Consider the following 24,313-nt stretch of genomic DNA (forward strand, 5'->3'; position numbering starts at 1 on the left):
AGGGGCTGGATTCGCTGATTTCACTTGTTCTCAAATGAAGACAATGAACCAACGATTGGCGCAGTTATTTAGATAAATTTGCATTTTTTTGCCATAATTCGATGCAATCCTACCGCCGTTTGTTAATAAGCCGCCGTTTTGGTAGTTTTTTCGCTTGGCGCAATTCATTTCCGCGTCAGATCACAGTCGAGATTCATGGTGGGGCCCTGAATTTCGCAAGGAGTTGGGCGTGCCCTTTTTGAATATTGATATTCAAGCGATCTATGATGCTGTGCCCGGCGCCGTCGAAATCGGAACGCAGGGTTCGGATAATATCACGCTTACCATCGACGGGATCACCAAGGCCCGGGGTGCGGGCGGAAATGATCACATCAAGGGCAACGGCGAAGCCAATGTGCTTTTCGGCAATGCAGGCGATGATCTTGTGCGCGGCGAAGGTGGCAATGACGGCCTTGATGGCGGCGCAGGTCAGGATGCCCTGCTTGGCGGCGATGGCAATGACACCCTGTTTGGGGGCGAGGGCGCAGATGTTCTTGCCGGTGGTGCGGGTCACGATCTGCTCCGGGGTGGCGAAGGATCGGACCTGCTGATTGGCAATGAAGGGGACGATTGTCTCGAAGCGCTTTTTGAAGCGGATGAGTTCATTTTCGCGGGCAGTGGGGAAGACACCCTTGTCGGGCATGACGGGGACGACGTCCTGTTTGGTGAAGCCGGCAGTGACCTGATCTTTGGCGGGGATGGCGCGGACGACATATCCGGTGGATCTGACGACGACTTCATCTTCGGCGGCGACGGCGCAGACAGGATCGCGGGCAACACCGGTGCGGATTACATCGACGCAGGCACGGGGGACGATATCGTCTGGGGCCAGAACGGCACTGACGCCATCTATGCCTCTGATGGTGATGACCTTGTCTTTGGTGGCACCGGCGATGATTTCATTCGCGGGGCCCGCGGGCAAGACACGCTTCTGGGCAACAGTGGCAATGATTATCTTCTGGGCGGCAGCAGCGAAGACACCCTTCTTGGGGGATCGGGAGATGATGCGCTTGTCGGCAGCGACAGTGCAGATCTGCTGCTGGGCGGCTGGGGCGCGGACACCATTTGGGGCGACAGCGTCGCACAAAGCCCATGGCACCACAGCGCAGACGATCGGATCAGCGGCGGTAACGGCGCTGATCTGGTCTATGGCGGGGGCGGTGATGACCGTATTGCCGGAAACAGGTGCGACGACACCCTCAGAGGCGGTGACGGCAACGACAGCGTGTCAGGGGACCTCGGCCATGACCTTGTGTATGGCGGCACCGGGAACGACCTCCTGTGGGGTGGGAAGGGCAATGACATCCTGTTCGGCGGGATCGGGGACGATCACATCCGTGGAGGTTTGAATTCCGACCTCATCCTGGGCGGTGATGGGCACGACAAGCTGGGCGGCGGCCGGGGTGCTGACCTGATCCTGGGGGGCGACGGCGACGATTACCTGCTGGGGCACCGCGGATCGGACGAACTGCGCGGTGGTGGCGGCAACGATGTCCTTATGGGGCAGGCAGACAATGACGGTGTCGCCGCATTCGATTTCGATGCGGGAACCTGGGCCCGCTGGACCGCAGAGATGGTTCCGACAGAGATCTGGCCCGATCAGCCCGTCCTGTCGGACATGAGCCATGAGAACGGTTTCGGGGGGCTGTTTGGCGGAACCGGCGACGACAAGCTTCGTGGTGGACACGGCGACGACTTCCTGCATGGCGGTGTGGGATCGGACCAGCTGTTCGCGGATCGGGGCAACAACGTCCTGAAAGGCGGTTCCGGCGGTGATGATTTCATCTTCGGCCATGTCCTGGACGGGACGCCGGCCATGGAATTCGGGACGAATATCGTACTCGACTTTGATATTGATAATGATGATTTACTTATATTTCATAGTAGCTTGCGCGATGATCTGAATCTAATACTTGAGGGTAGCGATGTGATCATCGAGAGCGGATCCGGTGACAAGGTCAGGATCCTCGGCATGGTCAACGAGATTGGCGGGCTGGATCCCACCGATCCGTTCTTCGACAGCTCCAACCTGCTGGACCATCTAACGGTGAAGGAATCGGGCGGTCCGGGTGCCATCGCATTCCGGGACATGACCTTTGACAGCTTCAAGTTTGTTCCCGAACAGGCTGAAAAGATTATGATCGATGATGTTTTCAATGATATGGAGACAACCGGTCTGATCGAGCTGGACACTGCACAGATCGGGTCGGGCCTCTATAACACGTCACAACAAGACATGGCGGACCGGTATCTGGATCAAGGTGACAACTATGACCTTGGCGCTGACGGTCTGTCGTATTGGCTGACTGGCGACGCGCTGGACGCGTTTGGATAGTCGCCCCCGTAGTTCCGCGCTTTGCGGTGTCACGGGCGGTATGGCGGGCGACTTCGGTTATGGCAGGAAGATGCGTCATATGCGCCTCAGAGGCCCGCTCAGTGCCCTCTGGCGCCAAACGCGGCTTTTGCACACGCCCAAACTCGACCTTGTCTGAGCGGGGCTGGAAGCGCGAGGACGATCACGGTTGCTGTCCGCGTTTTCCGGTGCGTGTCCTCGACGCAGGAAAGAGCGCCCGAATTATCAGGAACGAAGGCTGATCTGACGAAGAAATGGTGCCCCCACACGGACTCGAACCGCGGACCTACTGATTACAAATCAGTTGCTCTACCAGCTGAGCTATAGGGGCCAGCGCACGTGGTGCGTCTGGGGCCTGGGGCGCGGGGCCGCGAGGCTGGGCGTTCTTTAGAAGAACACGCGCGGCGATGCAAGCGTTCTGGTGGGCTTCGATGTGGATTTTTTGAACCTTTCGGACCGGGCCGCAGCCCTGCCTATTTTGCGGTTTTACATGGCTTGCGTGAAAGGGTATTCAGGCGCAGTGAATTAAGGGACCTTCACACAAGATGCAGTTGGTTTTGCACACTGGTGCACATTACACCGAGCAGGAGCGGCTCATTCAGTCGCTTCTTGGCAATAGCGCGGCTTTTGACAAGCAGGGCATAACGGTTCCGGATCCAGACAGCTATCGTGGGATGATCCGGGACACGTTGAACGCGATGCACCGCGCGCCCGCCTCCGAGGAAGCGCGCGAGGTTCTGCTGGACGTGATCCTGGGCGACAGCGATGCACAACGGGTGATCCTGTCGGATCCGAACTTTTTCCGCACCCAGGGCACGGCGATGCAGAAAGGGGTGCTGTATCCGGCGGCACCCACGCGGATGGCCCACATGGCGCAGCTTTTTCCTGATGATGATTTGCAGATTTTCCTTGCGGTGCGCAATCCGGCGACGTTCCTGCCCATCCTGCACGGGGTTGCGGTCGATAATGACCCGACGGCTTTCTGGGGCGGGCGGCAACCGATGGACATTCGTTGGTCCGAAACGCTGGTCGCCATCAGGGAGGCCGTGCCGCACGTGCCAATCACCGTCTGGTGCAACGAGGATATGCCGCTGATCTGGTCGCAGATCATCCGGGAGATGGCGGGGCTTGACGACGGCATTAAGATCTCGGGCGGTTTCGATTTGCTGATGTCGATCATGAGCAAGGAGGGCATGCAACGCTTTCGCGCCTACCTTGCCAGCCATCCCGACATGTCCGAGGTGCAGAAACGCAGGGTGATTGCAGCGTTTCTGGACAAATTCGCGCTGGACGAAGAGATCGAGGAAGAGCTGGACATGCCCGGCTGGACCGAAGATCTGGTTGACGCGATGACGGTGCAATATGATCAGGACATTGAAGACGTGGCCAAACTGCCGAACCTGACGGTCATTGCGCCCTGATCATCCTTTGGCGGGCCACCAGTTCACGCCTGAGGGTGGAATGGTTTTTCCATTCCAGTCAATAGGTTCAAGTCCATAGTTAAACCCGAATTGATGTGTGGCGGTATCGCGCAGGCGCAGCCCGTCCGGCAGGTTGGACAGGGGCAGCTTTGCCCTGTTGGCCAGCAGCGTGATGATCCGCGCCCAGAGGTCCGGATCGGGCCAGCCGCCCAGATAATGCAGCCTCCCGTTCCCCATCAACAGGGGCGCGCCATCGGTCAGGGTCATGCTGGCCTGTGCGCTGCCCTCCAGTGTTTCGGCCCAATGGTGCACAGCACCCCCGACGGTTGCAGGACGCGCGGTGCCGGGCGGCAGGCTTTCCACCTGCGTGACCGTGAGATCAAGACCCGGCAGGTTCGGGCCGAACGGCAGTGTGATCGACAGGTCATGGGTCACAAGTCCTGTGCGCGGGCCAAGCAGGCAGGTTGCCCCGCTGTCCGCCAAAACCTCTGCCAGCCCGTCGGGCAACGTGGCGAGGCCCGGCGCGAGGATCAACCGGTAACCCGCAAGGTCGGTAGCGGTGGCAGGCAGGATGTCAATCGACAGACCTTGTTTGCGCAGGGCGCGGTAGGTTTCGAACATCAGGCGGAAATAATCGAAATCCGCCCCCTGCGGCAGCACCTCCCACGCCCAGGCGGAGGCATAGTCGAAAAGCAGCGCGACCGGGGCGCGGACCTGCTCCACATCCGGCATCTGCGCGATCTCATCCGCCACCGGCCGGGCTTCCGCCAGACCGGGGGCGGCGGTGTTGTCGGGGCGCATGAGGCCTGCGTGCATCTGTTCCTGCGCAAAAGGGGCCTGTCGCCAGCGGAAATAGCTGACCACTTCGGCCCCATGCGCGAAGGCTTCCCATGTCCACAGGCGCACCATGCCGGGCCGGGGCGCAGGGTTGTAGGGCGCCCAGTTCACCGGGCCGGGCTGTTGTTCCATCACCCACCAGCGGCCATCGTTCATCCCACGGTAGAGGTCATGATGAAAGGCCTGCATGTCCGGGTCGCCCTGTTGCAGGTAGTCTTGCTTGTGGGCCGCGTCGCCCTCCAGCCGGTCGGACAAAAAGCCGATCGGATAGCTGTCCCATGAGGCGATATCGAGGTCACGGGCGAGGGCGAAGTGATCGAAGTCCAGCACCCGGCCCATGTAGTTGTGCAAAAGCGGCGCATCGGTCAGCGGACGCAGGGCGGCGACCTGTGCGGCATTCCATTGCACCACCTGATCGGAGGCAAAGCGGCGGAAGGCCAGTTGATGCGCGGGGTTGGCCTGCGTCACGGTCTGGTGCGGCAGGTCGATGTCGTCGAAACTGGCGTATTCCATCGACCAGAAGACATTGCCCCAGGCCCGGTTCAGCGCGTCGATGCTTTGATACTGTTGCGCCAGCCAGTCGCGGAAGGCATGCCGCGCGGCGGGTGAATAGCTGCGCACGGTGTCGTGGCAGCCATATTCGTTGTCGATCTGCCAAGCATGAATATGCGGGTCCCTGCCATAGCGTTTCCCCAGTATCGCGGCCATGTCGCGCGCCGCGTCGCGGTATCCATCGTGGCTGTGGCAGTAATGGCGGCGGGAGCCGAATTTTCGGGGCTGGCCAGTCGCGTCATGGGCGAGCATGTCGGGGAACCGGTCCAGCATCCAGCGGGGCGGTGTGGCCGAGGGCGTGCCAAGGATGATCTTGAGCCCTGCATCGGCGAGCGTGGCAATGGCGCGGTCAAGCCAGTCGAATTCAAAGTGTCCCGGCTTCGGTTCCAGACGCGACCACGCGAATTCACCGATGCGCACCCACGTCAGGCCTGCCGCGACCATGGCGGCGGCGTCATCGGCCCAGATGTCTTCGGGCCAGTGTTCGGGGTAATAGCAGACGCCGAGGGTGCGTTTCACAGGATCACCTGCGGCTCTGCAAGGCCCTGGCCTGCGTTCGGGATGCAAAAGGTCGCGCCCTGGTTCGTGTTCGGCTCCGTCAGGCCATCAAAGGCCGAGGTGACAAAAAGATCGGTCAGGTCGGGGCCGCCGAAAGCCGGGCAGGTGGGTTGTTGGGCCGGCAGGGAAAGCCGCTGTGCTTCGGTGCCTTTCGCGTCAAGGCAGATCACGCAGGACGCGCCCCAGCAGGCGACCCACAGGTGACCGGCGGCATCGGTGACCGCGCCATCGGGGTTCAGTTGGGCGGGGCGCAGATCCGCAAAAACCTGCGGAGGGCCATCCGGCCATCCGGTGTCGGCAGCAAGGGGCAGGCGCATGATCCGGCGTGTCATCGTGTCGGTGTAATAGGCGCAACTGCGGTCCGGCGCAAAGCAGATCGCGTTGCTGATGGAGATGTCAGGCACCAATTGGCGGCATTCCCCCCGGTAGTAGCGATAGATCGCCCCGGCACCGCGTTCGGCGTTGAAGCCCATCGTGCCAATCCAGAATCCCCCCCACGGGTCGGCGCGCCCGTCATTGGAACGCGTATAACGGTTGCCTTCTTCCAGCGCGCAGACCTTGGACCGGCTGCCGTTCTGGAGGTCAAACCGCCAGAGCGCGTCTTCTGACGCGAGGATCAGCGTATCTTCATCCACGCGGCCGGCGGCGGAATGGTGGCGGTCGAACTGCCAGACCTGCGTGCGGCCATGTGTGCGCGCCAGCATCTGCCTGTTCAGGATATCGAACCAGATCAGCGTCTGTCGTTCCGGTAGCCACAGCGGGCCTTCGCCCAGGCGGCAAGGGCGGTGGTCATACAGGGTCACAGGACGGCGGCCTTGTAGGCGGCGACGATCCTGTCAGCGTGGGCGTGAACCTCCTCTGCGCCCATGCCGGGCTTGTACAGTGCGGAGCCGATGCCGAAGCCGTCCGCGCTGGCGGCGACCCAGTCTTCGAAGTTGTCTGCATCGGCACCGCCGACGGCATAGACAAGCGTTCCCGATGGCAGCACCGCGCGCAGCGCTGAAAGGCCCGTGGGGCCCGCGACGGCACCGGGAAACAGCTTCAGCCCGTCAGCACCCGCATCAAGTGCCGCGAAGGCTTCCGTAGGCGTGAAGATGCCCGGCCAGCTTTGCAGGCCACGGGCCTTGGTCGCGCGGATCACATCGGGGTTCGCATTGGGCGAAACGATCAATTGCCCGCCCGCATCCGCCACGGCGTTGACGGCATCCACGTTCAACACCGTGCCTGCCCCGATTGTGGCGCGGCCCCCTGCAACGCGCACCATGGCGGCGATGCTGTCCAGCGGATCGGGCGAATTCAGCGGCACTTCGATGGTGGTGATCCCTGCAGTGATCAGCGCCTCCGCGATGGCGGGGGCCTCTGCCGGGGTAATGCCGCGCAGGATGGCGATCAGGGGCAGGGTCATGATGGCTCCTCCTTCAGGGCGCGGTAGGCGGCGGTAAGCCCCGCGAGCGTCATGCGTTCGGCGTCTGTCAGGGTGGCGGGTGCGCCCTGCGATTGCAAGGCGCGGGCATAGAGATCGGTCTGGGCCTTGGCCCCGATCAGCGCGATCTGCTGACCCAGCCAATAGGGTTTGGCGGCGGCAAGTTCCGCGCCGATCAGTGCGCCGGACAGCCGTGCGCGATTGGTGCTGCCGGGGGTGCCTTCCAACAGATCGCCCGCGCGAATGGCGAAAAGGCTGGCTGCCAGTTTCTCCGGGCGGCTCAGCGTATCGGCAAGGGCGGTGTCGAAGGCGGCGTCGTCAATCCCTTCGCCTTGCAGGGAATGACGCAGCACTGATTGGTCCTGCAACAGGGCGAAAAGTTCTCCGGTCATGAAGGTCTGAAAGCTGATCACCTCCCCGGCGGAGACATGTGCCCATTTGGTGTGGGTTCCCGGCAGGCAGATGACGCCGTCCCAACCGGGGTTGAGCGCAAGAAACCCCGCGATCTGGGTTTCCTCGCCCCGCATGACGTCGGGCATCGCGGTCTGCTTGAGGCCGGGGATGATATGCACGGGCCGCGTCGTGTCCGGCACGCGGATCAGCGTGCCACCCAGTGGGGGGCAGGGCAGGCTGCGGTAGGGTGCTTCGGCCCAGCCCTGACGCGCGCCGACCATGCCGCAGGCGATGGTGGGGGTATCGGGGGCTACACCCCAGTCAGCGATCAGCGCGTCAAGCGTCGGACCGAATTGGTCGCGTGTCAGCGCGCCCATGCCCTGCGCCGCCTGCGCGCGGGCAAGGACATTGGTCCCATTCATGGCCCAGACCCGGAGGTTGCTTGTTCCCCAGTCGACGGCGATCCAATCGGCTTTTTGTGCGGAGGACATGATCAGCCCGTCGTGACCACGCCACCATCCACGACAAGGCATTGGCCTGTCATCATGCGGCTGGTGTCGGAGGCGAGGAAGAGAACGGCATCCACGATGTCCTGCGGGACGAGGTGGGTCTTGAGGCATTGCCGTTCGAGGTGGGCGGCCAGCCCTTCGGGCGTGGCCCACTTTTCAAGCTGCTTTTCGGTCAGCACCCAGCCGGGTGCCAGCGCGTTGACGCGGATGCCATCGGGGCCAAGTTCGCGGGCAAGGCCACGGCTCATCGCGGTGATGGCACCGTTGGCGGCGACGTAAGCCGGGTAGCCTGCGTTGCCCATCATGTAGCTGATGGAGGAGAAGTTGATGATGGAGCCCGTGCTGCTTGCCTGCATGGCGGGGGCGACGGCCTGGGCGGCGAAGAAGTAGGCCTTGAGGTTGACGGCTTGCAGGGTGTCCCAGTCTTCGGGGGTCAGGTCTTGCAGCCCGTGGCGTTTGTCATTGGCGGCGTTGTTGACAAGGATATCGATGGGACCGTGCGCCTGTGCGGCCTGTTCGATGGTTGCCTGCAATTGCGCGGTGTCGGTGATGTCGCCTTGCAGGAAAAGCGGCGCGTGGTCATGCTTGGCTTCCATGTCCGCCACGAAGGCGCTGGCGTCCGACCGGCCGATGAAGGCGACCTTTGCCCCCTGCGCCAGAAAACCGTCGGTGATCGCCGCGCCGATGCCCGAGCCGCCGCCGGTGATGTAGACGGATTTGCCTTTCAGGTCGTGGAAGGTGGCGGTCATGGGTGTCTCCTTGATATCGGAAATTTTCAAAATTTCCGGCAAATTTCTTTCAAAGAAATTTCTCTTTCCTCAATGGCTTTCGCGGGTCACGAGCCGGGTGTCCTTGCCGACAAGGAAATCCAGATCGGCCCCTTCGTTGGCTTGCAGGACGTGATCCACGTACATCTTGGCATAGCCGCGCGTGTAATGGGGCGCATCCGCCTGCCACGCGGCGCGGCGCCTGTTCAGTTCGGCGTCCTCCACCAACAGATCGAGCGTGCCCGCGCTGGCTGAGACGCGGATGCGGTCGCCCGTCTGCACCAGCGCCAGCGGCCCGCCCGCCTGCGCTTCAGGCGCGACATGCAGGATGACGGTGCCATAAGCGGTGCCGGACATGCGCGCGTCCGACACCCGGATCATGTCGCGGACGCCTTCCTTCACCAGCCGCCCGGGGATCGGCATGTTGCCGACTTCGGGCATGCCCGGATACCCCTTGGGACCACATCCTTTCAGCACAAGGATCGTGTCAGGTGTCACGGGCAGGTCTTCGCGGTCAATGTTGGCCTTCAGGTCTTCGATGTTTTCAAACACATGCGCCGGGCCTTCGTGTTCCAGCAGCGCGTCGGTGGCGGCGGAGGGTTTGACGATGGCCCCATCGGGCGCGATGTTGCCGCGCAGAACACGTAAGCCGGCGGCGGGTTTCACTGGCGCGTCGAAGGCGTGGATCACCTTGCGGTTATAGACTTCCGCGCCGTCGTGGTAGGCGGCGATGTCACCGCCCAGCACGGTCTTTGCGGGGCGTAGCAGGTGCTTGATCTCGGACAGCACGGCGGGCACGCCGCCCGCGTAACAGAAATCCTCCATCAGGTATGTGCCCGAGGGCATGCAGTTGACCAGCAGCGGCACGTCGCTGGCGATTTCGAAATCCTTGAGCGTCAGGTCGACGCCCACCCGGCCCGCGAGTGCGAGCAGGTGCACCACGGCGTTGGTGGACCCGCCCACGGCGGCATTGGCGAAGATGCCGTTGATAAAGGCGTCCTTGGTCAGGATGTCGGAGGGTTTGAGGTCTTCCTCTACCATCTCGACAATCCGTTTGCCGGTTAGATGCGCCAGCGCCATGCGGCGCGCATCGACGGCCGGCAGGGCGGCATTGGTGGGCAGGGCCATGCCCATCGCCTCGACAATCGACGCCATGGTCGACGCGGTGCCCATGGTCATGCAGACCCCTTTGGAGCGGGACATGCCGCTCTCCGCGCCCATGAAATCGGCCAATGTCATCTCACCCGCACGCACCGCTTCGGAGAATTTCCAGACGTCGGTGCCCGATCCGATATCCTGCCCCTTGAACTTGCCGTTCAGCATCGGGCCGGAGGAGACGACGATGGCGGGCAGATCGACCGATGCCGCGCCCATCAGTTGCCCCGGCGTGGTTTTGTCACACCCGCCCAGCAGCACCACGCCATCGATGCCGTAGGCGCGGATGGATTCCTCCACATCCATAGCCAGCAGGTTGCGGAACAGCATGGCGGTGGGTTTCATCTGCGTTTCGCCAAGGCTCATCACCGGGAATTCGACCGGGAAACCGCCCGCTTCCCAGACGCCGCGTTTTACCCCTTCTGCCAGATCGCGCAGGCCGGAATTGCACGGCGTCAATTCGGACCACGTGTTGCAGATGCCGATGACGGGACGGCCGTCGAAGGCGTGATCGGGAAAGCCCTGGTTTTTCATCCAGGAACGGTGAATGAAGCCGTCCTTGTCGAGCTTGCCGTACCAGTGGGATGAGCGGCGTTTGGTCATTGATCTGTCTCCATATCGGTCACAGGCGCTGGCCCTCCAGCACCCAGATGCTTTCGGGAAAGCTCCACGGCAGGGTCAGGCCCTGGTGCATCAGCGCGGTGCCGGTGAGGTCGAGGCTGCGTTCCTTCAAGGCCAGCTTGCCACGTGAAAGGGCCTTTGCGGAACCCCGGTTGCGCAGGGTGATGCGGTAGCGGGCCTGCGGGTCAAGCCGAGTGAGGGTGAGGGGGCGCGGCGCGATCTGGGTGGAGGTGCGGGCCTTGCCTGCGAAGACCACGAAGCGGCTGCCGTCGGTGGCCAGTTGCTGTTCGGCGATGACGGCGGGGTCGGCGGCGTCAAGGCGCAGGTTATCGGCGGCGTACATCCAGTCGCGGTTGTCTTTCCACCAACTTGTTACATCGCGCAGCACGGCTTCCTCGCGCGCGTCCAGTTCGCGCGGGTCCATCTCGAACCCCATGTGCCGCTGGGCGGCGACCCAGGCGCGGAATTCGATGTCCAGCATGCGGCCCGAGGTGTGGCAGGTGCGCGGGCCGACGTGGCTGCCGGTGACGGCGGCGGGCAGGAAAAGGGCTGCGTTGTGCTGCATCAGCAACCGCTCCAGCGCGTCGTTGCTGTCGGACAACCAGACGCGCTGGGTGCGGCTGAGGATGCCGAAGTCGATGCGCCCGCCACCGCTTGCGCAGCTTTCGATTTCGACCTGTGGGAAGTCGGCGCGCAGGCGGTCGAGCAGGGCGTAGGAGCCACGGGTTTGGGTGGCATCGGGCATGGGCAGTACGCGGTTGTGGTCCCATTTGATATAGTCGATCGGATGCGCGTGCAGGAGGGCGGCAATGCGGTCATAGAGGAAATCGCGCACTTCCGGCAGGGCCATGTTCAGCGCCTTTTGCTGGCGACCGAGGATCTGGTCCTCGGCCCCCAGCGCCCAGTCGGGGTGCGCGCGGTAGAGGTTGCTGTCTGGGTTGATCATCTCCGGCTCGAACCAGATGCCAAAGCTCATGCCTTCCGCGTGCACATGGTCGATCAGCGGGCCGAGGCCTTCGGGGTATTTGCGCGGGTCGACCTCCCAATCCGACAGCGACGAGGTATCGTCGTCGCGCTGACCGAACCAGCCGTCGTCCAGCACGAAACGCTCTGCGCCCAGCGATGCCGCACGGCTGGCGATGTCTTTGAGTTTGGGGACGTCGTGGTCGAAGTACACGGCCTCCCAGCAGTTGTAATGCACCGGGCGAGGGGTGCCGGGCTTGGTCCATGTGACGATCCGGTCGCGCAGGTGGCGTTGGAAGGACACCGCGCAACCGTTGAGGCCATCGGAGGAATAGACGGCATAGAGTGGCGCAGTTGCGAATTCGGTCGCGGGGGCGGTTTCCATCCGGGCGGCGTGGCCGAACTGGATCTGGCGCCGGCCATCGGGCAGTTCCTCGGCGATCATGCGGTGCCCGCCGGACCAGCCGTAGTGAAACGCATAGGCCTGACCGCTGGCGTTGATGGCCCCGCGACAGGGGACGATCAGACCGGGGAAATGTTCGTGGCCGGTGCGCCCCGTGCGGTTCTCGCGATACCGTATGCCGGGGGACCAAGGCGTGCGGTTGAGTTGGAATTCCCCGCACCAGCGGCCCGCGACGTCGATCATCTCATCCGCCGTTTGCGGGGCGGGCAGGACGGGGGCAGCCAGCCAGTGCAGGTGCAGCGGGCGATCGGAGTTCAGCCGCGCGGTCAGGGCGATAACGTGGGTTTCGGGGTCAAGAGCGATCTCGGCGGTGTAGGTCAGGCGGTTGGCGGTATCCTCGCAGATGACCGTCAGGCTGCCGTCGTCAGTCTGGACGTCACGCAGGGTGAACTTGGGCAACAGCGGTGTGCCATCCGCATCGCGCACGATCAGGCCGGGCTGGCCGGGAAAGCTGCGCGCGGCTTCGGGACACAGGCTCAGGTCGGGGTTTTCGTCCAGCATCCCGCCGGTCACGTCGATCTGGCAGGCCTCGGCGACGTCGTCCAGGTTTTCGCCCTCGGGCAGGGGCGGGCCCCAATAGATCACTTGCGGCATCCTGCCGTCCGTCGAAGACAGCGCCAGCGTCTGCCGCGCATCATCCAACCGCCACGTCCTGATCACTTCACAGCCCCAAGGGTCAGGCCCGCGATGAAGTGTTTCTGCATGAGGAAAAACATCGCCACGGGGGGCAGCGCGGCGACGATGCTGCCTGCGCTCATCATATGGTACATCGCGCGGAATTCGGAGTTGAAGGCGGTTATCCCTGCGGTCACCGGCTGGCTGTCGGGGCCTTGGGTCAAGACCACGGCCCAGAAATAATCGTTCCAGATGAAAGTGAAGATCAGCACCGACAGCGCGGCAAGTGCCGGTTTCATCAGGGGCAGGACAACATACCAGAAGATGCGGATTTCCGAGATGCCTTCGACGCGGGCGGCCTCGATCAACTCATAGGGCAGGGCCTTGATGAAGTTGCGCATGAAAAGCGTGCAGAAGCCTGTCTGGAAAGCGATGTGAAAGAGAACAAGGCCCGTCTTGGTGTTATAAAGACCCAGATCCAGCGTCAGGTCGCGCACGGGGACCATCAGGATCTGGAACGGCACAAAGTTGCCCGCCACGAACATGAAGAACAGCCAGATGTTGGCCTTGAACTTGTAAATCCCCAGCGCAAAGCCCGCCATGGCCGACAGCGCCACGGCACCCACCACCGTGGGCACGGTGATCAGGAAGGAATTCAGCAGATAGCGGGGCATGTCGGAGTTCAGGAAAACCTGCCCGTAGTTTTCAATGAAGTTGAACGACGATGGCACGCCCCAGTAGTTGGCGTTGGTGAAGTCCGCGCCCGGCTTGATGGAGAAAATCGCCACCGCCAGCAGGGGCAGCAGCCATGCGATCAGCGCCAGTGGCAGAAAAGCCTGATAGGTCACACGGGCCGAAGGCGGGCGTTTTTCAAGTGGTGTGGGGAACATCAGAGGGCCTCCCGCGTCTTTTTCGGCAGCTTGGCGCAGATACAGTCGTAGGAGGCGCGCACGCGGTGCTCCAACTCGTCCTGCGCCACGTCATCGGGCAGGTGGATCCAGCTGCGGTGGAAATAGGGGGCCTTTGTTCCGACACCGGTATCAATCAGCATCTGCGCGGTTTCGACATCGGGTGTTTTCAGCGACACGCCCGGATTGACCGACCCGATGCAGGCGAACATCTTGCCGCCCACTTTCCACGCGTCGTGACCACCGCCCCAAGGATCGGATTTCTCGGCCCCCTTGAGGGGGGTGCAGATGGCGGAGAGACGGGTGCGCAGATCAGACATGTCAGCCCCGCCGCTCATCGCGGTACATCGACCACAGGAAATAGGTGATGAAGACCATCATGATTGCAAAAAGCACCACGGCGATGGCGGCACCGTACCCCATGCGGAAGCCGTATTCCGACAGCGAGACTTCGAACATGTAGTACGCCAGCACCTTGGACGATCCGAACGGCCCGCCGCTGGTCATGACGGAGATCAGATCAAAGCTGCGCAGCGCGCCGATGATGGTGACGACAAAGGCGATGAAGGTTGCTGGTTTGAGTTGCGGCAGCACCACGTGCCAGAGCATCCGCCAGCCTTTCGCGCCATCCAGACGGCCCGCTTCGATCTGTTCGGGGTTCACGGCGTTCAGGCCCGTGAGGTAGAGGATCATGCAATAGGCCGTCTGCGGCCAGAGGCCCGCAAGGATGATGCCATAGGTCACCGTGCTTTCACTGCCGAGGATGTTCACCGGGCCTGCGCCGAACCAGCCCAGCACCACGTTCAGGATGCCGAAGGCGGGGTCATAGAACCATGTAAACACAAGGCCGACCACGACTTGGGAGATCACGAAGGGGAAGAAGAAAAGGGACTTGTAGAGGCGGATGCCGGTCACGGTCTGGTTCAGGAACAGCGCGATGAACAGGCCTGCGGGGATCGCGGCGAGGTATAGCACCAGCCAGATCAGATTGTTTTTCAGCGAGACATAAAAGCTGTCGCGGTCGACGTATTCCCAATAGAGGTCCTCGTAGTTGCGCAGCCCGACGTATTCCGCCTGACCCAGCCCGTCCCATTCATACAAGGACAGGTTGAACGACTGGAACACCGGGTAGATGACATAGACCACGAAGAACAGGATCGCAGGCATAAGGAACAGCCATGGCGCCAGCGTCTGCTGGTTGCGCTGCCAGAAGGTGCGCTCGATCTCGGTCTGGGGCATCACGGCATGGGTCATTGTGCAGTGGCTTCCGGTAAGGGACGAAAGACGGGCCTTGGCCCATCGTCAACGGTTGAAAACCGAAAGGGCGCGCGAGACCCTCGCGCGCCCGGATCGCTTACTTGTAGATACGCCCGCGTGCACGCTCCAGCTTGCCGAGGATGCGGTCAATCTCATCGGGTTTGACCATGAACTCCTGGAAGCCTTCCATCGCGACCTTGGCCATTTCGGCAGGCGCGTCGCGGTCAAAGAACTGTGCCACGCCGCCGGGGCTGTTGGACGATAGCATCGCGAAGCCTTCCTTGAGGAACTTGTCGTCATCCACGGAGGATTTGGAGTTCACCGGCAACTGACCTAATGCATCGCCCGCGTTGATCATGGTCTGGTTTTCGGCTGAAACCACGAACTTCAGGAACGCCTTTGCATTGTCCTTGTTGGTTGCATTGGCAGGAATGTGGAACGTGTCCGTCGGCGCGTCTTCGGCCAGTTCGACATCCGGGTTGATTGCCGGGAACTGGTGAAAGTCGAGCTTGCTGTCGTCCAGACCCGCTTCGCGCAGCGGGGCCACGGCAAAGTTGCCCTTAAGGATCGCCGCCGCATCACCACCCGTCATGAAGGGCAGGCTTTCCTGCCAGCTATAGGCGGTGTGATCGTCGATGAAGGCCCCCATGTCCAGCAGTTCGCGCCAGTTGGCGAAAGTCTGTTTGACGCGGTCGTCGGTCCATTCGATCTTGCCCGCCGTCAGGTCCGCATGGAACTGGTAGCCGTTGGTGCGCATGTTCAGATAGTCGAACCAGCCTGCAGCGGTCCACAGGAACTTGGAACCAAGGGTGAAACACTTGCGCCCGCTGTCGATTATCGCCTGGCAGTTGGCCTTGAATTCTTCCCAGTTCTGCGGCTCGGACAAGCCCAGTTCTTCGTAGATGTCTTTGCGGTAATAGACACCCCACTGGTAGTACGTGTAGGGCACGCCCCACTGCTTGCCGTCCAGCGTCATCGCGCCCTTGGTCGAGGCCAGTTCTTCGGTCATCTGGTCGTCCCAGACGTCGGAGATGTCTTCAAAAAGGCCCGCATCAACATAAGGACGCATCCGGTTGGCCGCGTACCAGTTGGCAACGTCCGGCGCGTCGGCGGTCAGGAAGTTGCGGATCTGCGTCTTGTAGGCTTCACGGTCGATCACCGTCAGTTCGATGTTCAGATCGGGGTGCATTTCGCCAAAGCGTTCGACCATGCCTTCCATCACCGCGCGGGGGGCGGGATTGGACATGTCCGAGAATATTTTCAAATCGCCCGTCAGCTTGGCATGGCCATCGGCAAAGGCAGCCCCTGCCAGCATGGTGGCCCCGGCCAGCGCCGCGGCGAGCGTGGTTTTCAGTGAAGTCATCGTGATCCTCCCTACGATGTTCAGGTTCCATTATTTGGAACTATGTTTTATATATTGAAAACTACACCGCAGGCGGGCAGACTTGTCAAGCGGGTTGCGTGGCGCAGATCACGGGTCCGCTCAAAGGGAGGAAACCACATGTCCGGTGACGGCACGGTGGGAAAAGCGATGGATGTTCTTGATCAGGTGGCCAGTTTCGGCCGCCCCGTCCGCTTTGCCGCGCTGCTGGCGGTCAGCCCCTATCCCAAGGCGACGCTATACCGATTCCTGCAAACGCTGACTCGGCAACGCTTGCTGGAATACGATCCCGAACAGCAAACCTATGCCGTGGGGCTGCGGCTGGTGCGCCTTGCCCATGCGGCCTGGAGCCAGTCGAGCCTTGCACCGCTGGCGCGTGATCATCTGGATCGGCTCAGCCGACAGATCGGGCTGACGGTACATTTGGCGCAGTTGGACAACGGGCAGGTTCTGTATGTCGACAAGCGTAACGCCACGCAGCCCGTGGATATGTTCAGCCAGGCGGGCAAGGTCGGCCCGGCCTATTGCACGGGTGTCGGCAAGGCGATGCTGGCCTTCCTGCCCGAGGCCGAACAGGCGCGGCTGCTGACCCAGCAAAGCTATCACGTTTTTACGCCACATACGCTGGCCACGCCCGACGCGCTCAAGGCGGAGCTTGATGCGATTGCGGTGCGCGGACATGCCTATGACCGCGAGGAGCATGAACCCGGCATCATCTGCATCGCCGTCCCCATCCTGACGGAAGGCGGCCGGATGCTGGGTGGATTGTCGATCACCGGCACCACGAAGACACCGGGTATGGCAGGGCTGGACGCCCTGGTGCCGCATCTGAAAGCCACGGCACAGGACATTGCGGATGACGGGGTGGCTTGGCGCTTTCCGGGACAGGACGCGATGCAACAGACCGGAACATGACAAGGGGAGCATGACGATATGACGGGTGTCACGCTGGAGAACACGATCAAGCGCTACGGCGAAACGCAGGTGATCCACGGCATTGACCTGACCATCGAAGATGGGGAGTTCTGTGTGTTCGTGGGGCCGTCGGGCTGTGGCAAGTCCACCTTGCTTCGGATGATCGCAGGGCTGGAGGAGACAACCGAAGGCAGCATCGCCATCGGGGCGCGGGACGTCACCAGGGCCGACCCGTCAGAGCGCGGCGTGGCAATGGTGTTCCAGACCTATGCGCTTTACCCGCATATGACGGTGGCGGAAAACATGGGCTTTGGCCTGAAGATGAACGGCGTGCCGAAGGCGGAGATCCGCGAAAAGGTCAGGATGGCCTCCGACATTCTCAAGCTGGACGACTACCTCAAACGCAAGCCTGCGAACCTGTCGGGTGGCCAGCGGCAGCGGGTGGCGATTGGCCGGGCGATCGTGCGCGGGCCGGAGGTGTTCCTGTTTGATGAGCCGTTGTCCAATCTGGACGCCGAATTGCGGGTGGAGATGCGGGTGGAAATCGCCCGCCTGCACAAGGAAATCGGCGCGACGATGATCTACGTCACCCATGATCAGGTCGAGGCGATGACCCTGGCCGACAAGATCGTGGTGCTGCGCGCGGGCCGCATCGAGCAGGTGGGCGCGCCGTTGGAGTTGTACCGCGACCCGGACAACAAGTTCGTGGCAGGGTTCATCGGATCGCCTGCGATGAATTTCCTGCGCGGCACCGTGAAGGGCGGCCAGATCGAGGTTCCCGCGCTGGCCCGCGCGGTTGAGGCCGAGGTGACATTGCCTGCGGAAGGGACAGAGGTGATCATCGGGGTCCGGCCCGAACATATCGAAGTGTCCACAGGGCAGGGCAAGTTGATCGCGGAGCTGTCCGAGGCGCTGGGCGGGGTGAGTTACCTGCACCTTGATACGCTCAGCGGGGAGCGGATCATCTGCGAGGAGCGCGGGGACGAACGGGCACGTGAGGGCGATACTGTCGACATCGGGTTCGAGCCACGCCGCGTCATGGTATTTGACGCAAGTTCCGAAGCGCGCATCAGGTAGCGGTGGAGAAGGCAGATCGGGGCCTGGGACCGTCCGCAACCCGCGCTTGGCGATTTAGTTTATATCTAAAATATTACCGCTTGAAGTAAATCCGCAACCGCCCTACCTTTTCGATATCATCATCTGGAAAGGGAGCTTTGAGATGCGTGCGATCTGTCTGGGCGGCGGGCCTGCGGGGCTTTATTTTGCCATTTCGATGAAGCTGCGCCAGCCCGATGCCGACATCACCGTGCTGGAGCGTAACCGGCCCGATGATACCTTCGGCTGGGGCGTGGTCCTGTCGGATGAGACGCTTGCCAATCTTGAAGCGAACGACCCCGTGTCAGCGAAGGAAATCCGCAGCCACTTTGCCTATTGGGACGATATGGCGCTGATCTACAAAGGCACCAAGACCGTCAGTTCCGGCCACGGGTTCTGTGGCATCGGTCGGATGCGCCTGCTGATGATCCTGCAGGCCCGCGCGATTGAGCTGGGCGTGGATGTGCAGTTCGAGACAGAAGTGAAATCGGCCGCCGCATACCAGAAGGACTATGATCTGGTGGTGGCCTGTGATGGCTTGAATTCCAAAACCCGGATGGAGTTTCAGGACACCTTCAAGCCCGACATCGACGTGCGCAGATGCCAGTTCATCTGGCTCGGCACACATCAAAAGTTCGACGATGCCTTCACCTTCATCTTCGAGAAGACCGACAAGGGGTGGCTGTGGGTGCATGCCTACCAGTTTGACGATGACACCGCGACCTTCATCGTGGAATGCAGCCAGCAGACGTTCGACAACTACGGCTTTGGCGACATCACCCAACAGGAGACGATTGCGATCTGCGAAGAGGTGTTCAAGGACCATCTGGACGGTCATGCGCTGATGACCAATGCCAACCACATCCGAGGCTCCGCCTGGATCCGGTTCCCGCGGGTGCTTTGCGAAAAGTGGCACCACGAAAACATCGTGTTGATGGGGGATGCGGCGGCGACGGCGCATTTCTCCATCGGGTCGGGCAGTAAGCTGGCGATGGAATCGGCGATTTCATTGGCTGATCATGTCTGCGCCGAACCGACGGTAGAGGCGGCTTTCGAAAAGTATGAAGACGCGCGGCGGCTGGAAGTGCTGCGCCTGCAATCGGCGGCGCGTAACTCTCTGGAATGGTTCGAGGATGTGGAGCGGTATCTGGACCTTGACCCGGTGCAGTTGAACTATTCCATGCTCACGAGGTCCCAGCGGATCAGCCACGAAAACCTGCGCGAGCGGGACGCGAAGTGGCTGGAAGGGGCGGAGAAGTGGTTCATGGAGCAGGCGGGCGCTGGCGCAAATGGCCCGGTGCGTGCGCCGATGTTCGCGCCCTTCAAGCTGCGGGACATGGCGTTGGAAAACCGCGTCGTCGTCTCTCCGATGGCGCAGTACAAGGCGGTGGATGGCGCGCCGACCGATTGGCATTTGATCCACTACGGCGAGCGTGCCAAGGGCGGTGCGGGGCTGGTCTATACGGAGATGACATGCGTCTCCGCTGACGGGCGGATCACGCCGGGGTGTCCGGGCCTTTATGCGCCGGAGCACGAGGCGGCTTGGAAGCGGCTGACGGATTTCGTGCATGCGGAGACGGAAGCGAAGATTTGCTGCCAGATCGGCCATGCGGGGCGCAAGGGGTCCACGCGGCTTGGCTGGGAAGGGATGGACCAGCCGTTGAAAAAGGGGAACTGGGAGATCGTTTCCGCCTCCGCGATACCCTGGTCCGACGAGAATGCGATGCCGCGCGAAGCGACGCGGGACGATATGGACCGCATCCGGGATGAGTTTGTCGCGGCTGCTGAAATGGCCGACCGGGCGGGCTTTGACATGATCGAACTGCACGCGGCGCATGGGTACTTCATCTCCAGCTTCATCTCTCCGCTGTCGAACACGCGGGGCGACGAATATGGCGGCACCCTTGAGAACCGGATGCGCTATCCGCTGGAGGTGTTCAACGCCATGCGCGCGGTCTGGCCTGCGAACAAGCCGATGTCGGTGCGCATTTCGGCCAGCGACTGGGCGGGCGACGATGGGGTGACGCCGGAAGAGGCCGTGCAGATCGCGGCGATGTTCGAAGCGGCCGGGGCAGATATCATCGACGTGTCCGCCGGTCAGACCTCGACCGAGGCGCAGCCGGTCTACGGGCGGATGTTCCAGACGCCATTTTCGGACCGCATCCGCAACGAAGGCGGGATCAAGACGATGGCGGTGGGCAACATTTACGAGCCCGATCACGTCAATTCGATTCTGATGGCGGGTCGGGCCGATCTTGTATGCCTTGCACGTCCGCATCTGGCTGATCCCTATTGGACCTTGCGCGCGGGGGCCGAGATCGGTGATCGTCATGCCAAATGGCCGCTGCCTTACGAGGCGGGCCGGGATCAGGCGTGGCGGCTGGCGGATCGTGCCGCAGAGATGGAGCAGGTATGAGACGGATATTGGTCACGGGAGGCGGGTCCGGCATCGGCCGCGCGATTGCGCAGGCTTTCGCGGATGACGGGGATGCGGTCACGATATCGGGGCGGCGCATGGAGGCATTGGAGGAAACGAACGGCGGGCGCGGGATGACCTGCGTGGCCTGTGATGTGACGGAGGAGGCGCAGGTCGCGGCCCTGTTTGAAGACCCGTTCGACGTGGTGGTCGCCAATGCGGGTGCAGGCACACCGATGAAGCTGCGTGATATGCCGCTGGAACAGTGGCAAAGCATCATCGACGTAAATCTTACCGGTACATTCCTGACCTTCCGCGCGGCGTTGCAGAACATGCAGAAGGGCGGGCGGCTGATTGCAATGGCGTCTACCGCCAGCCTGCAGGGCGGACCTAATATCAGCGCCTATGTGGCCGCGAAACATGGGGTGCTGGGGCTGGTGCGGGCGCTGGCACAGGAAGTGGCGCGAGACGGGATCACCTGCAACGCAGTCTGTCCGGGATTTGTCGACACGCCGATGGGGGATGCCGCTGCTGAAGGCGTGGCCAAGCGGTTTGGTATTTCGCAGGAGGAGGCGGTTTCGCGGATCGTGTCGGGCAACCCGATGCGACGGATGATCGAGCCTGCCGAGGTGGTGGCGGCGGTGCGGTTTCTGGCATCTTCAGAGGCATCGATGGTCAATGGTCACGCGCTGTCCGTCTCGGGTGGTGAGATATGACCGCCGCAAAGGACCGTGTGCGCCTTTGGCTGCGTCTGTTGAAGGTGGTGCGCGGGATCGAGCATGAATTGCGCGACAACCTGCGCCGGGACCACGCCACGACGTTGCCGCGTTTTGACGTCATGTCGGCCCTGTCGCGCAACCCCGATGGCTTGAAGATGAGCGAGCTGTCGGGCGTGCTGCGGGTGTCGAACGGCAATGTCACCGGTATCGCCGACCGGCTGAGCGAGGAAGGACTGGTGGAGCGTATCGCCGTGCCCGGAGACCGCCGGGCGACGCGGCTGAAGCTGACGGCGGCGGGGCAGAAGGAATTTTCCGGGCAGGCAGCCGCCCATGAAGCGTGGATTGATGATATGCTGGGCGGGGTCAGCGCGGAGGAAGCCCGCACCATGGCCGCGCGGCTGCAGGCTTTCGCCGATGCCGCCGCCCGGTCCCCCGGGAGCAGAAAAGTGAAGGACACCGCAGATGCGCAGTGATACGCAGCATTTCCTATGTGAGATCGACGACCGGATCGCCACCGTTCGACTGGACCGCCCGGACCGAAAGAACCCGCTGACGTTCGACAGCTATGCCGAATTGCGCGACTGGTTCCGCGATCTGGTCTATGCCGATGACGTGGATGTGGTGATCTTTGCCTCCAACGGGGGCAACTTCAGCTCTGGTGGGGATGTGCATGATATCATTGGGCCTTTGACCCGAATGAACATGAAGGAGTTGCTGCAATTCACGCGGATGACCGGGGATCTGGTCAAGGCGATCGTGAACTGCGGCAAGCCGGTGATTGCTGCGGTGGATGGTATCTGTGTGGGTGCGGGGGCGATCATCGCCATGGCGTCGGACCTGCGGGTGGCGACACCGGAGGCGAAGACGGCGTTTTTGTTCACGCGCGTAGGGCTGGCGGGCTGCGATATGGGTGCCTGCGCGATCCTGCCGCGCATCATCGGCCAGACGCGCGCGGCGGAGCTTTTGTACACGGGACGGTCGATGTCGGCAGAGGAAGGCGAGCGGTGGGGCTTTTTCAACCGGCTGGTTGCATCCGATGATTTGGACGGCGCGGCGCTCAAGCTGGCGCAGCAGATCAAGGCTGGCCCGAATTTTGCGCATATGATGACCAAGACGATGCTGGCCCAGGAATGGTCGATGTCGATTGAGCAGGCGATTGAGGCCGAGGCACAGGCGCAGGCCATATGTATGCAAACGGGCGATTTCGAGCGGGCGTACAAGGCGTTCGTGGCCAAGGAACGCCCGGTTTTCGAAGGGGATTGAGCGATGAGAGTGCGGGAGCCTCTGGCAGGGTTTTTTGAACCATTTGGAAGGGGCGGGGAGCGCGGATGAGCGATCGGAGTTTCTTGCAGTGGCCGTTTTTCGAAGAGCGGCACCGGGAGTTGGCCGAAGCGCTTGATCTGTGGGCGTCTCGGCATCTTGGGTCGGTTGATCACCGCGATACCGATGCCGCGTGTCGGACGCTGGTGGAGATGTTGGGCGCGGGAGGATGGTTGCAGTATTCGGCGGCCGAGGGAGAGGAGACGCTGGATGTGCGGTCGCTGTGCCTGATCCGGGAAACCTTGGCACGGCACGATGGTTTGGCGGATTTTGCCTTTGCAATGCAGGGGCTGGGGACCGGGGCGATATCGCTTTTTGGTTCGGCAGACCAGCAGGCCGAATGGTTGCCGCGCACGCGCGCGGGGCGGGCGATTTCGGCCTTTGCGCTGACAGAGCCACAGTCGGGGTCGGACGTGGCCAGTTCCACCATGATGGCGGAAAATGATGGCAACGGATTTGTCCTCGATGGCCGCAAGACCTGGATTTCAAATGGCGGGATCGCGGATGTCTATACCGTCTTTGCGCGCACCGGGGAGGCGCCGGGAGCCAAGGGGCTGTCGGCTTTCGTGGTGCCTGCGGATACGCCGGGGCTGCACGTCGAGGAGCGGTTGGAGGTCATGGCGCCGCATCCGTTGGCCACGTTGCATTTCGACCGCGTCAAGGTGCCGGGATCAGCCTTGATCGGCGAGGCGGGGCGTGGCTTCGCCATTGCGATGTCGGTGCTGGATGTGTTCCGCTCCACCGTGGCGGCGGCGGCGTTGGGGTTTGCGCGCCGCGCGCTGGATGAAGCGGTCGCGCGGGTACAGGCGCGGCATGTGCAGGGCGCGCCGTTGGCGGATTTGCAGATGGTGCAGGGGCATATCGCCGATATGGCGCTGGATGTGGATGCCAGCGCCTTGCTGGTTTACCGCGCCGCCTGGGCCAAGGACAGTGGTGCGCCAAGGGTCACGCGGGAAGCGGCGATGGCCAAGCTTTTTGCCACCGACCATGCGCAGCAGGTGATCGACAAGGCGGTGCAGTTGTTCGGCGGCGACGGGGTGCGTCAGGGACAGATTGTCGAAAGCCTGTACCGGGAGATACGCGCCTTGCGGATTTATGAAGGTGCATCGGACGTGCAGCGGGTGGTGATCGCCCGGCAAACATTGGGCGCATAGCGCCCGCAAACCAAAGGGAGCATTAAAATGGCAGATCTTGATAAGGGCATTACGAAGAACGGTAACGGGTTCGAGGATGTGGAGTGGAACATTCTGGGCCAGCGGTATTTCCCCAAGGTGGTCTGCGACACCTCCTTCGCGTTTGAGACAAATTCCAACCCCGGCGACGCTGTGCCCGTGCATGTTCACCACACGCAGGACGAGTTCATTCTTGTTCAGGAGGGGGAGTTGGACCTGAAACTGGATGGTGTCTGGAGCAAGGCCTACGCGGGTGATGTGGTGCGCATGCCCAAGGGAATCCCGCATGGGTATTTCAACAAATCCGACAAACCCTGCCGCGCGCTTTTCTGGGTGTCGCCGATGGGCAAGCTGAAAGATCTGTTTGAGCAGCTGCACGATTTAAGCGATGTCGAGGAAGCGGTGCGCATCTCTGCCGCGCACGATGTCGATTTCCTGCCTCCCGAAGCCAACGATTGAGC

The 24,313-nt window shown here is 62.2% G+C and carries 21 protein-coding genes and 1 tRNA gene; 10 read left to right on the forward strand and 12 right to left on the reverse strand.

The window, feature by feature from the left end; genetic code table 11:
• The first annotated feature begins 229 nt into the window (after window positions 1-229).
• The gene (locus AB4X18_RS16530; RefSeq protein WP_432816806.1) at window positions 230-2,374 is read left to right on the forward strand and encodes a calcium-binding protein; all 2,145 of its coding nucleotides are present in this window, start codon (window positions 230-232) and stop codon (window positions 2,372-2,374) included.
• A 273-nt stretch (window positions 2,375-2,647) separates the two neighbouring features.
• On the opposite strand, the gene AB4X18_RS16535 is transcribed toward AB4X18_RS16530, so the two are convergent.
• A tRNA-Thr gene (locus tag AB4X18_RS16535) sits at window positions 2,648-2,723 on the reverse strand.
• 214 nt (window positions 2,724-2,937) lie between these two features.
• On the opposite strand from AB4X18_RS16535, the gene AB4X18_RS16540 reads away from it, so the two are divergent.
• Entirely contained in the window at window positions 2,938-3,813 is an 876-nt protein-coding gene (locus AB4X18_RS16540; RefSeq protein ID WP_370401123.1) for a hypothetical protein, read from the forward strand.
• Here AB4X18_RS16540 and AB4X18_RS16545 read toward each other — a convergent pair whose 3' ends face one another.
• The 11 genes from AB4X18_RS16545 to AB4X18_RS16595 all read right to left on the reverse strand — a co-directional run bounded on the left by AB4X18_RS16545 (window position 3,814) and on the right by AB4X18_RS16595 (window position 16,197).
• Entirely contained in the window at window positions 3,814-5,721 is a 1,908-nt protein-coding gene (locus tag AB4X18_RS16545; protein WP_370401124.1) for a beta-galactosidase, read from the reverse strand. It abuts the gene before it with no gap.
• Entirely contained in the window at window positions 5,718-6,563 is an 846-nt protein-coding gene (locus tag AB4X18_RS16550) for an SMP-30/gluconolactonase/LRE family protein (RefSeq protein WP_432816807.1), read from the reverse strand. The genes AB4X18_RS16545 and AB4X18_RS16550 overlap by 4 nt, the downstream gene beginning before the upstream one ends.
• Window positions 6,560-7,165 carry a 2-dehydro-3-deoxy-6-phosphogalactonate aldolase gene (locus AB4X18_RS16555; protein ID WP_370401125.1) on the reverse strand — a complete coding sequence of 202 codons (606 nt, stop codon included), beginning with the start codon at window positions 7,163-7,165 and terminating at the stop codon, window positions 6,560-6,562. Before AB4X18_RS16555 ends, AB4X18_RS16550 begins: the two co-directional genes overlap by 4 nt.
• Window positions 7,162-8,067, reverse strand: a complete 906-nt coding sequence (locus AB4X18_RS16560) for a 2-dehydro-3-deoxygalactonokinase (protein ID WP_370401126.1) — start codon at window positions 8,065-8,067, stop codon at window positions 7,162-7,164. The genes AB4X18_RS16555 and AB4X18_RS16560 overlap by 4 nt, the downstream gene beginning before the upstream one ends.
• 2 nt (window positions 8,068-8,069) lie before the next feature.
• Window positions 8,070-8,834: an SDR family NAD(P)-dependent oxidoreductase gene (locus AB4X18_RS16565; protein ID WP_370401127.1), complete on the reverse strand. Its 765-nt coding sequence runs from the start codon at window positions 8,832-8,834 to the stop codon at window positions 8,070-8,072.
• A gap of 69 nt (window positions 8,835-8,903) precedes the next feature.
• On the reverse strand, window positions 8,904-10,610 hold the full coding sequence (locus tag AB4X18_RS16570) for an IlvD/Edd family dehydratase (RefSeq protein WP_370401128.1): 1,707 nt from the start codon (window positions 10,608-10,610) through the stop codon (window positions 8,904-8,906).
• A 19-nt stretch (window positions 10,611-10,629) separates the two neighbouring features.
• Window positions 10,630-12,714 carry an alpha-galactosidase gene (locus tag AB4X18_RS16575; RefSeq protein ID WP_370401129.1) on the reverse strand — a complete coding sequence of 695 codons (2,085 nt, stop codon included), beginning with the start codon at window positions 12,712-12,714 and terminating at the stop codon, window positions 10,630-10,632.
• A complete protein-coding gene (locus AB4X18_RS16580) occupies window positions 12,711-13,559 on the reverse strand; it encodes a carbohydrate ABC transporter permease (protein WP_370401130.1) in 849 nt (282 codons plus the stop codon). The genes AB4X18_RS16575 and AB4X18_RS16580 overlap by 4 nt, the downstream gene beginning before the upstream one ends.
• Window positions 13,559-13,897, reverse strand: coding sequence for an MmcQ/YjbR family DNA-binding protein (locus AB4X18_RS16585; RefSeq protein WP_370401131.1), 339 nt, complete (start codon window positions 13,895-13,897; stop codon window positions 13,559-13,561). Before AB4X18_RS16585 ends, AB4X18_RS16580 begins: the two co-directional genes overlap by 1 nt.
• A gap of 1 nt (window position 13,898) precedes the next feature.
• On the reverse strand, window positions 13,899-14,831 hold the full coding sequence (locus AB4X18_RS16590; RefSeq protein WP_370401132.1) for a carbohydrate ABC transporter permease: 933 nt from the start codon (window positions 14,829-14,831) through the stop codon (window positions 13,899-13,901).
• 100 nt (window positions 14,832-14,931) lie between these two features.
• Window positions 14,932-16,197 carry an ABC transporter substrate-binding protein gene (locus AB4X18_RS16595; protein WP_370401133.1) on the reverse strand — a complete coding sequence of 422 codons (1,266 nt, stop codon included), beginning with the start codon at window positions 16,195-16,197 and terminating at the stop codon, window positions 14,932-14,934.
• A 138-nt stretch (window positions 16,198-16,335) separates the two neighbouring features.
• Between AB4X18_RS16595 and AB4X18_RS16600 the strand changes: the two genes are divergently transcribed.
• From AB4X18_RS16600 to AB4X18_RS16635, 8 genes are all read left to right on the forward strand, one after another.
• The gene (locus AB4X18_RS16600) at window positions 16,336-17,130 is read left to right on the forward strand and encodes an IclR family transcriptional regulator (protein WP_370401134.1); all 795 of its coding nucleotides are present in this window, start codon (window positions 16,336-16,338) and stop codon (window positions 17,128-17,130) included.
• Between the two features lie 18 nt (window positions 17,131-17,148).
• Window positions 17,149-18,207, forward strand: coding sequence for an ABC transporter ATP-binding protein (locus AB4X18_RS16605; protein WP_432816808.1), 1,059 nt, complete (start codon window positions 17,149-17,151; stop codon window positions 18,205-18,207).
• 142 nt (window positions 18,208-18,349) lie between these two features.
• The gene (locus AB4X18_RS16610) at window positions 18,350-20,641 is read left to right on the forward strand and encodes a bifunctional salicylyl-CoA 5-hydroxylase/oxidoreductase (protein ID WP_370401136.1); all 2,292 of its coding nucleotides are present in this window, start codon (window positions 18,350-18,352) and stop codon (window positions 20,639-20,641) included.
• The gene (locus tag AB4X18_RS16615; protein WP_370401137.1) at window positions 20,638-21,357 is read left to right on the forward strand and encodes an SDR family NAD(P)-dependent oxidoreductase; all 720 of its coding nucleotides are present in this window, start codon (window positions 20,638-20,640) and stop codon (window positions 21,355-21,357) included. The genes AB4X18_RS16610 and AB4X18_RS16615 overlap by 4 nt, the downstream gene beginning before the upstream one ends.
• Window positions 21,354-21,833 carry a MarR family winged helix-turn-helix transcriptional regulator gene (locus AB4X18_RS16620; protein WP_370401138.1) on the forward strand — a complete coding sequence of 160 codons (480 nt, stop codon included), beginning with the start codon at window positions 21,354-21,356 and terminating at the stop codon, window positions 21,831-21,833. The genes AB4X18_RS16615 and AB4X18_RS16620 overlap by 4 nt, the downstream gene beginning before the upstream one ends.
• Window positions 21,823-22,623, forward strand: a complete 801-nt coding sequence (locus AB4X18_RS16625; RefSeq protein ID WP_370401139.1) for an enoyl-CoA hydratase family protein — start codon at window positions 21,823-21,825, stop codon at window positions 22,621-22,623. The genes AB4X18_RS16620 and AB4X18_RS16625 overlap by 11 nt, the downstream gene beginning before the upstream one ends.
• A 65-nt stretch (window positions 22,624-22,688) precedes the next feature.
• Complete coding sequence (locus AB4X18_RS16630; RefSeq protein ID WP_370401140.1) at window positions 22,689-23,834, forward strand: acyl-CoA dehydrogenase family protein; 1,146 nt, start codon at window positions 22,689-22,691, stop codon at window positions 23,832-23,834.
• A 27-nt stretch (window positions 23,835-23,861) separates the two neighbouring features.
• A complete protein-coding gene (locus AB4X18_RS16635) occupies window positions 23,862-24,311 on the forward strand; it encodes a cupin domain-containing protein (protein WP_370401141.1) in 450 nt (149 codons plus the stop codon).
• Window positions 24,312-24,313: the final 2 nt, after the last annotated feature.

It is taken from the genome of Sulfitobacter rhodophyticola (assembly GCF_041281685.2).
Taxonomy (GTDB): domain Bacteria; phylum Pseudomonadota; class Alphaproteobacteria; order Rhodobacterales; family Rhodobacteraceae; genus Sulfitobacter.

Excerpts from the sequence above, each read along its gene's own strand:
- AB4X18_RS16585 (WP_370401131.1), bottom strand. The coding sequence starts at position 13,897 with ATGTCTGATCTGCGCACCCGTCTCTCCGCCATCTGCACCCCCCTCAAG.
- AB4X18_RS16565 (WP_370401127.1), bottom strand. The coding sequence starts at position 8,834 with ATGACCGCCACCTTCCACGACCTGAAAGGCAAATCCGTCTACATCACC.
- AB4X18_RS16605 (WP_432816808.1), top strand. The coding sequence starts at position 17,149 with ATGACGGGTGTCACGCTGGAGAACACGATCAAGCGCTACGGCGAAACG.
- AB4X18_RS16600 (WP_370401134.1), top strand. The coding sequence starts at position 16,336 with ATGTCCGGTGACGGCACGGTGGGAAAAGCGATGGATGTTCTTGATCAG.
- AB4X18_RS16610 (WP_370401136.1), top strand. The coding sequence starts at position 18,350 with ATGCGTGCGATCTGTCTGGGCGGCGGGCCTGCGGGGCTTTATTTTGCC.
- AB4X18_RS16560 (WP_370401126.1), bottom strand. The coding sequence starts at position 8,067 with ATGTCCTCCGCACAAAAAGCCGATTGGATCGCCGTCGACTGGGGAACA.
- AB4X18_RS16570 (WP_370401128.1), bottom strand. The coding sequence starts at position 10,610 with ATGACCAAACGCCGCTCATCCCACTGGTACGGCAAGCTCGACAAGGAC.
- AB4X18_RS16555 (WP_370401125.1), bottom strand. The coding sequence starts at position 7,165 with ATGACCCTGCCCCTGATCGCCATCCTGCGCGGCATTACCCCGGCAGAG.
- AB4X18_RS16630 (WP_370401140.1), top strand. The coding sequence starts at position 22,689 with ATGAGCGATCGGAGTTTCTTGCAGTGGCCGTTTTTCGAAGAGCGGCAC.
- AB4X18_RS16595 (WP_370401133.1), bottom strand. The coding sequence starts at position 16,197 with ATGACTTCACTGAAAACCACGCTCGCCGCGGCGCTGGCCGGGGCCACC.
- AB4X18_RS16620 (WP_370401138.1), top strand. The coding sequence starts at position 21,354 with ATGACCGCCGCAAAGGACCGTGTGCGCCTTTGGCTGCGTCTGTTGAAG.
- AB4X18_RS16625 (WP_370401139.1), top strand. The coding sequence starts at position 21,823 with ATGCGCAGTGATACGCAGCATTTCCTATGTGAGATCGACGACCGGATC.
- AB4X18_RS16615 (WP_370401137.1), top strand. The coding sequence starts at position 20,638 with ATGAGACGGATATTGGTCACGGGAGGCGGGTCCGGCATCGGCCGCGCG.
- AB4X18_RS16590 (WP_370401132.1), bottom strand. The coding sequence starts at position 14,831 with ATGACCCATGCCGTGATGCCCCAGACCGAGATCGAGCGCACCTTCTGG.
- AB4X18_RS16540 (WP_370401123.1), top strand. The coding sequence starts at position 2,938 with ATGCAGTTGGTTTTGCACACTGGTGCACATTACACCGAGCAGGAGCGG.
- AB4X18_RS16635 (WP_370401141.1), top strand. The coding sequence starts at position 23,862 with ATGGCAGATCTTGATAAGGGCATTACGAAGAACGGTAACGGGTTCGAG.
- AB4X18_RS16580 (WP_370401130.1), bottom strand. The coding sequence starts at position 13,559 with ATGTTCCCCACACCACTTGAAAAACGCCCGCCTTCGGCCCGTGTGACC.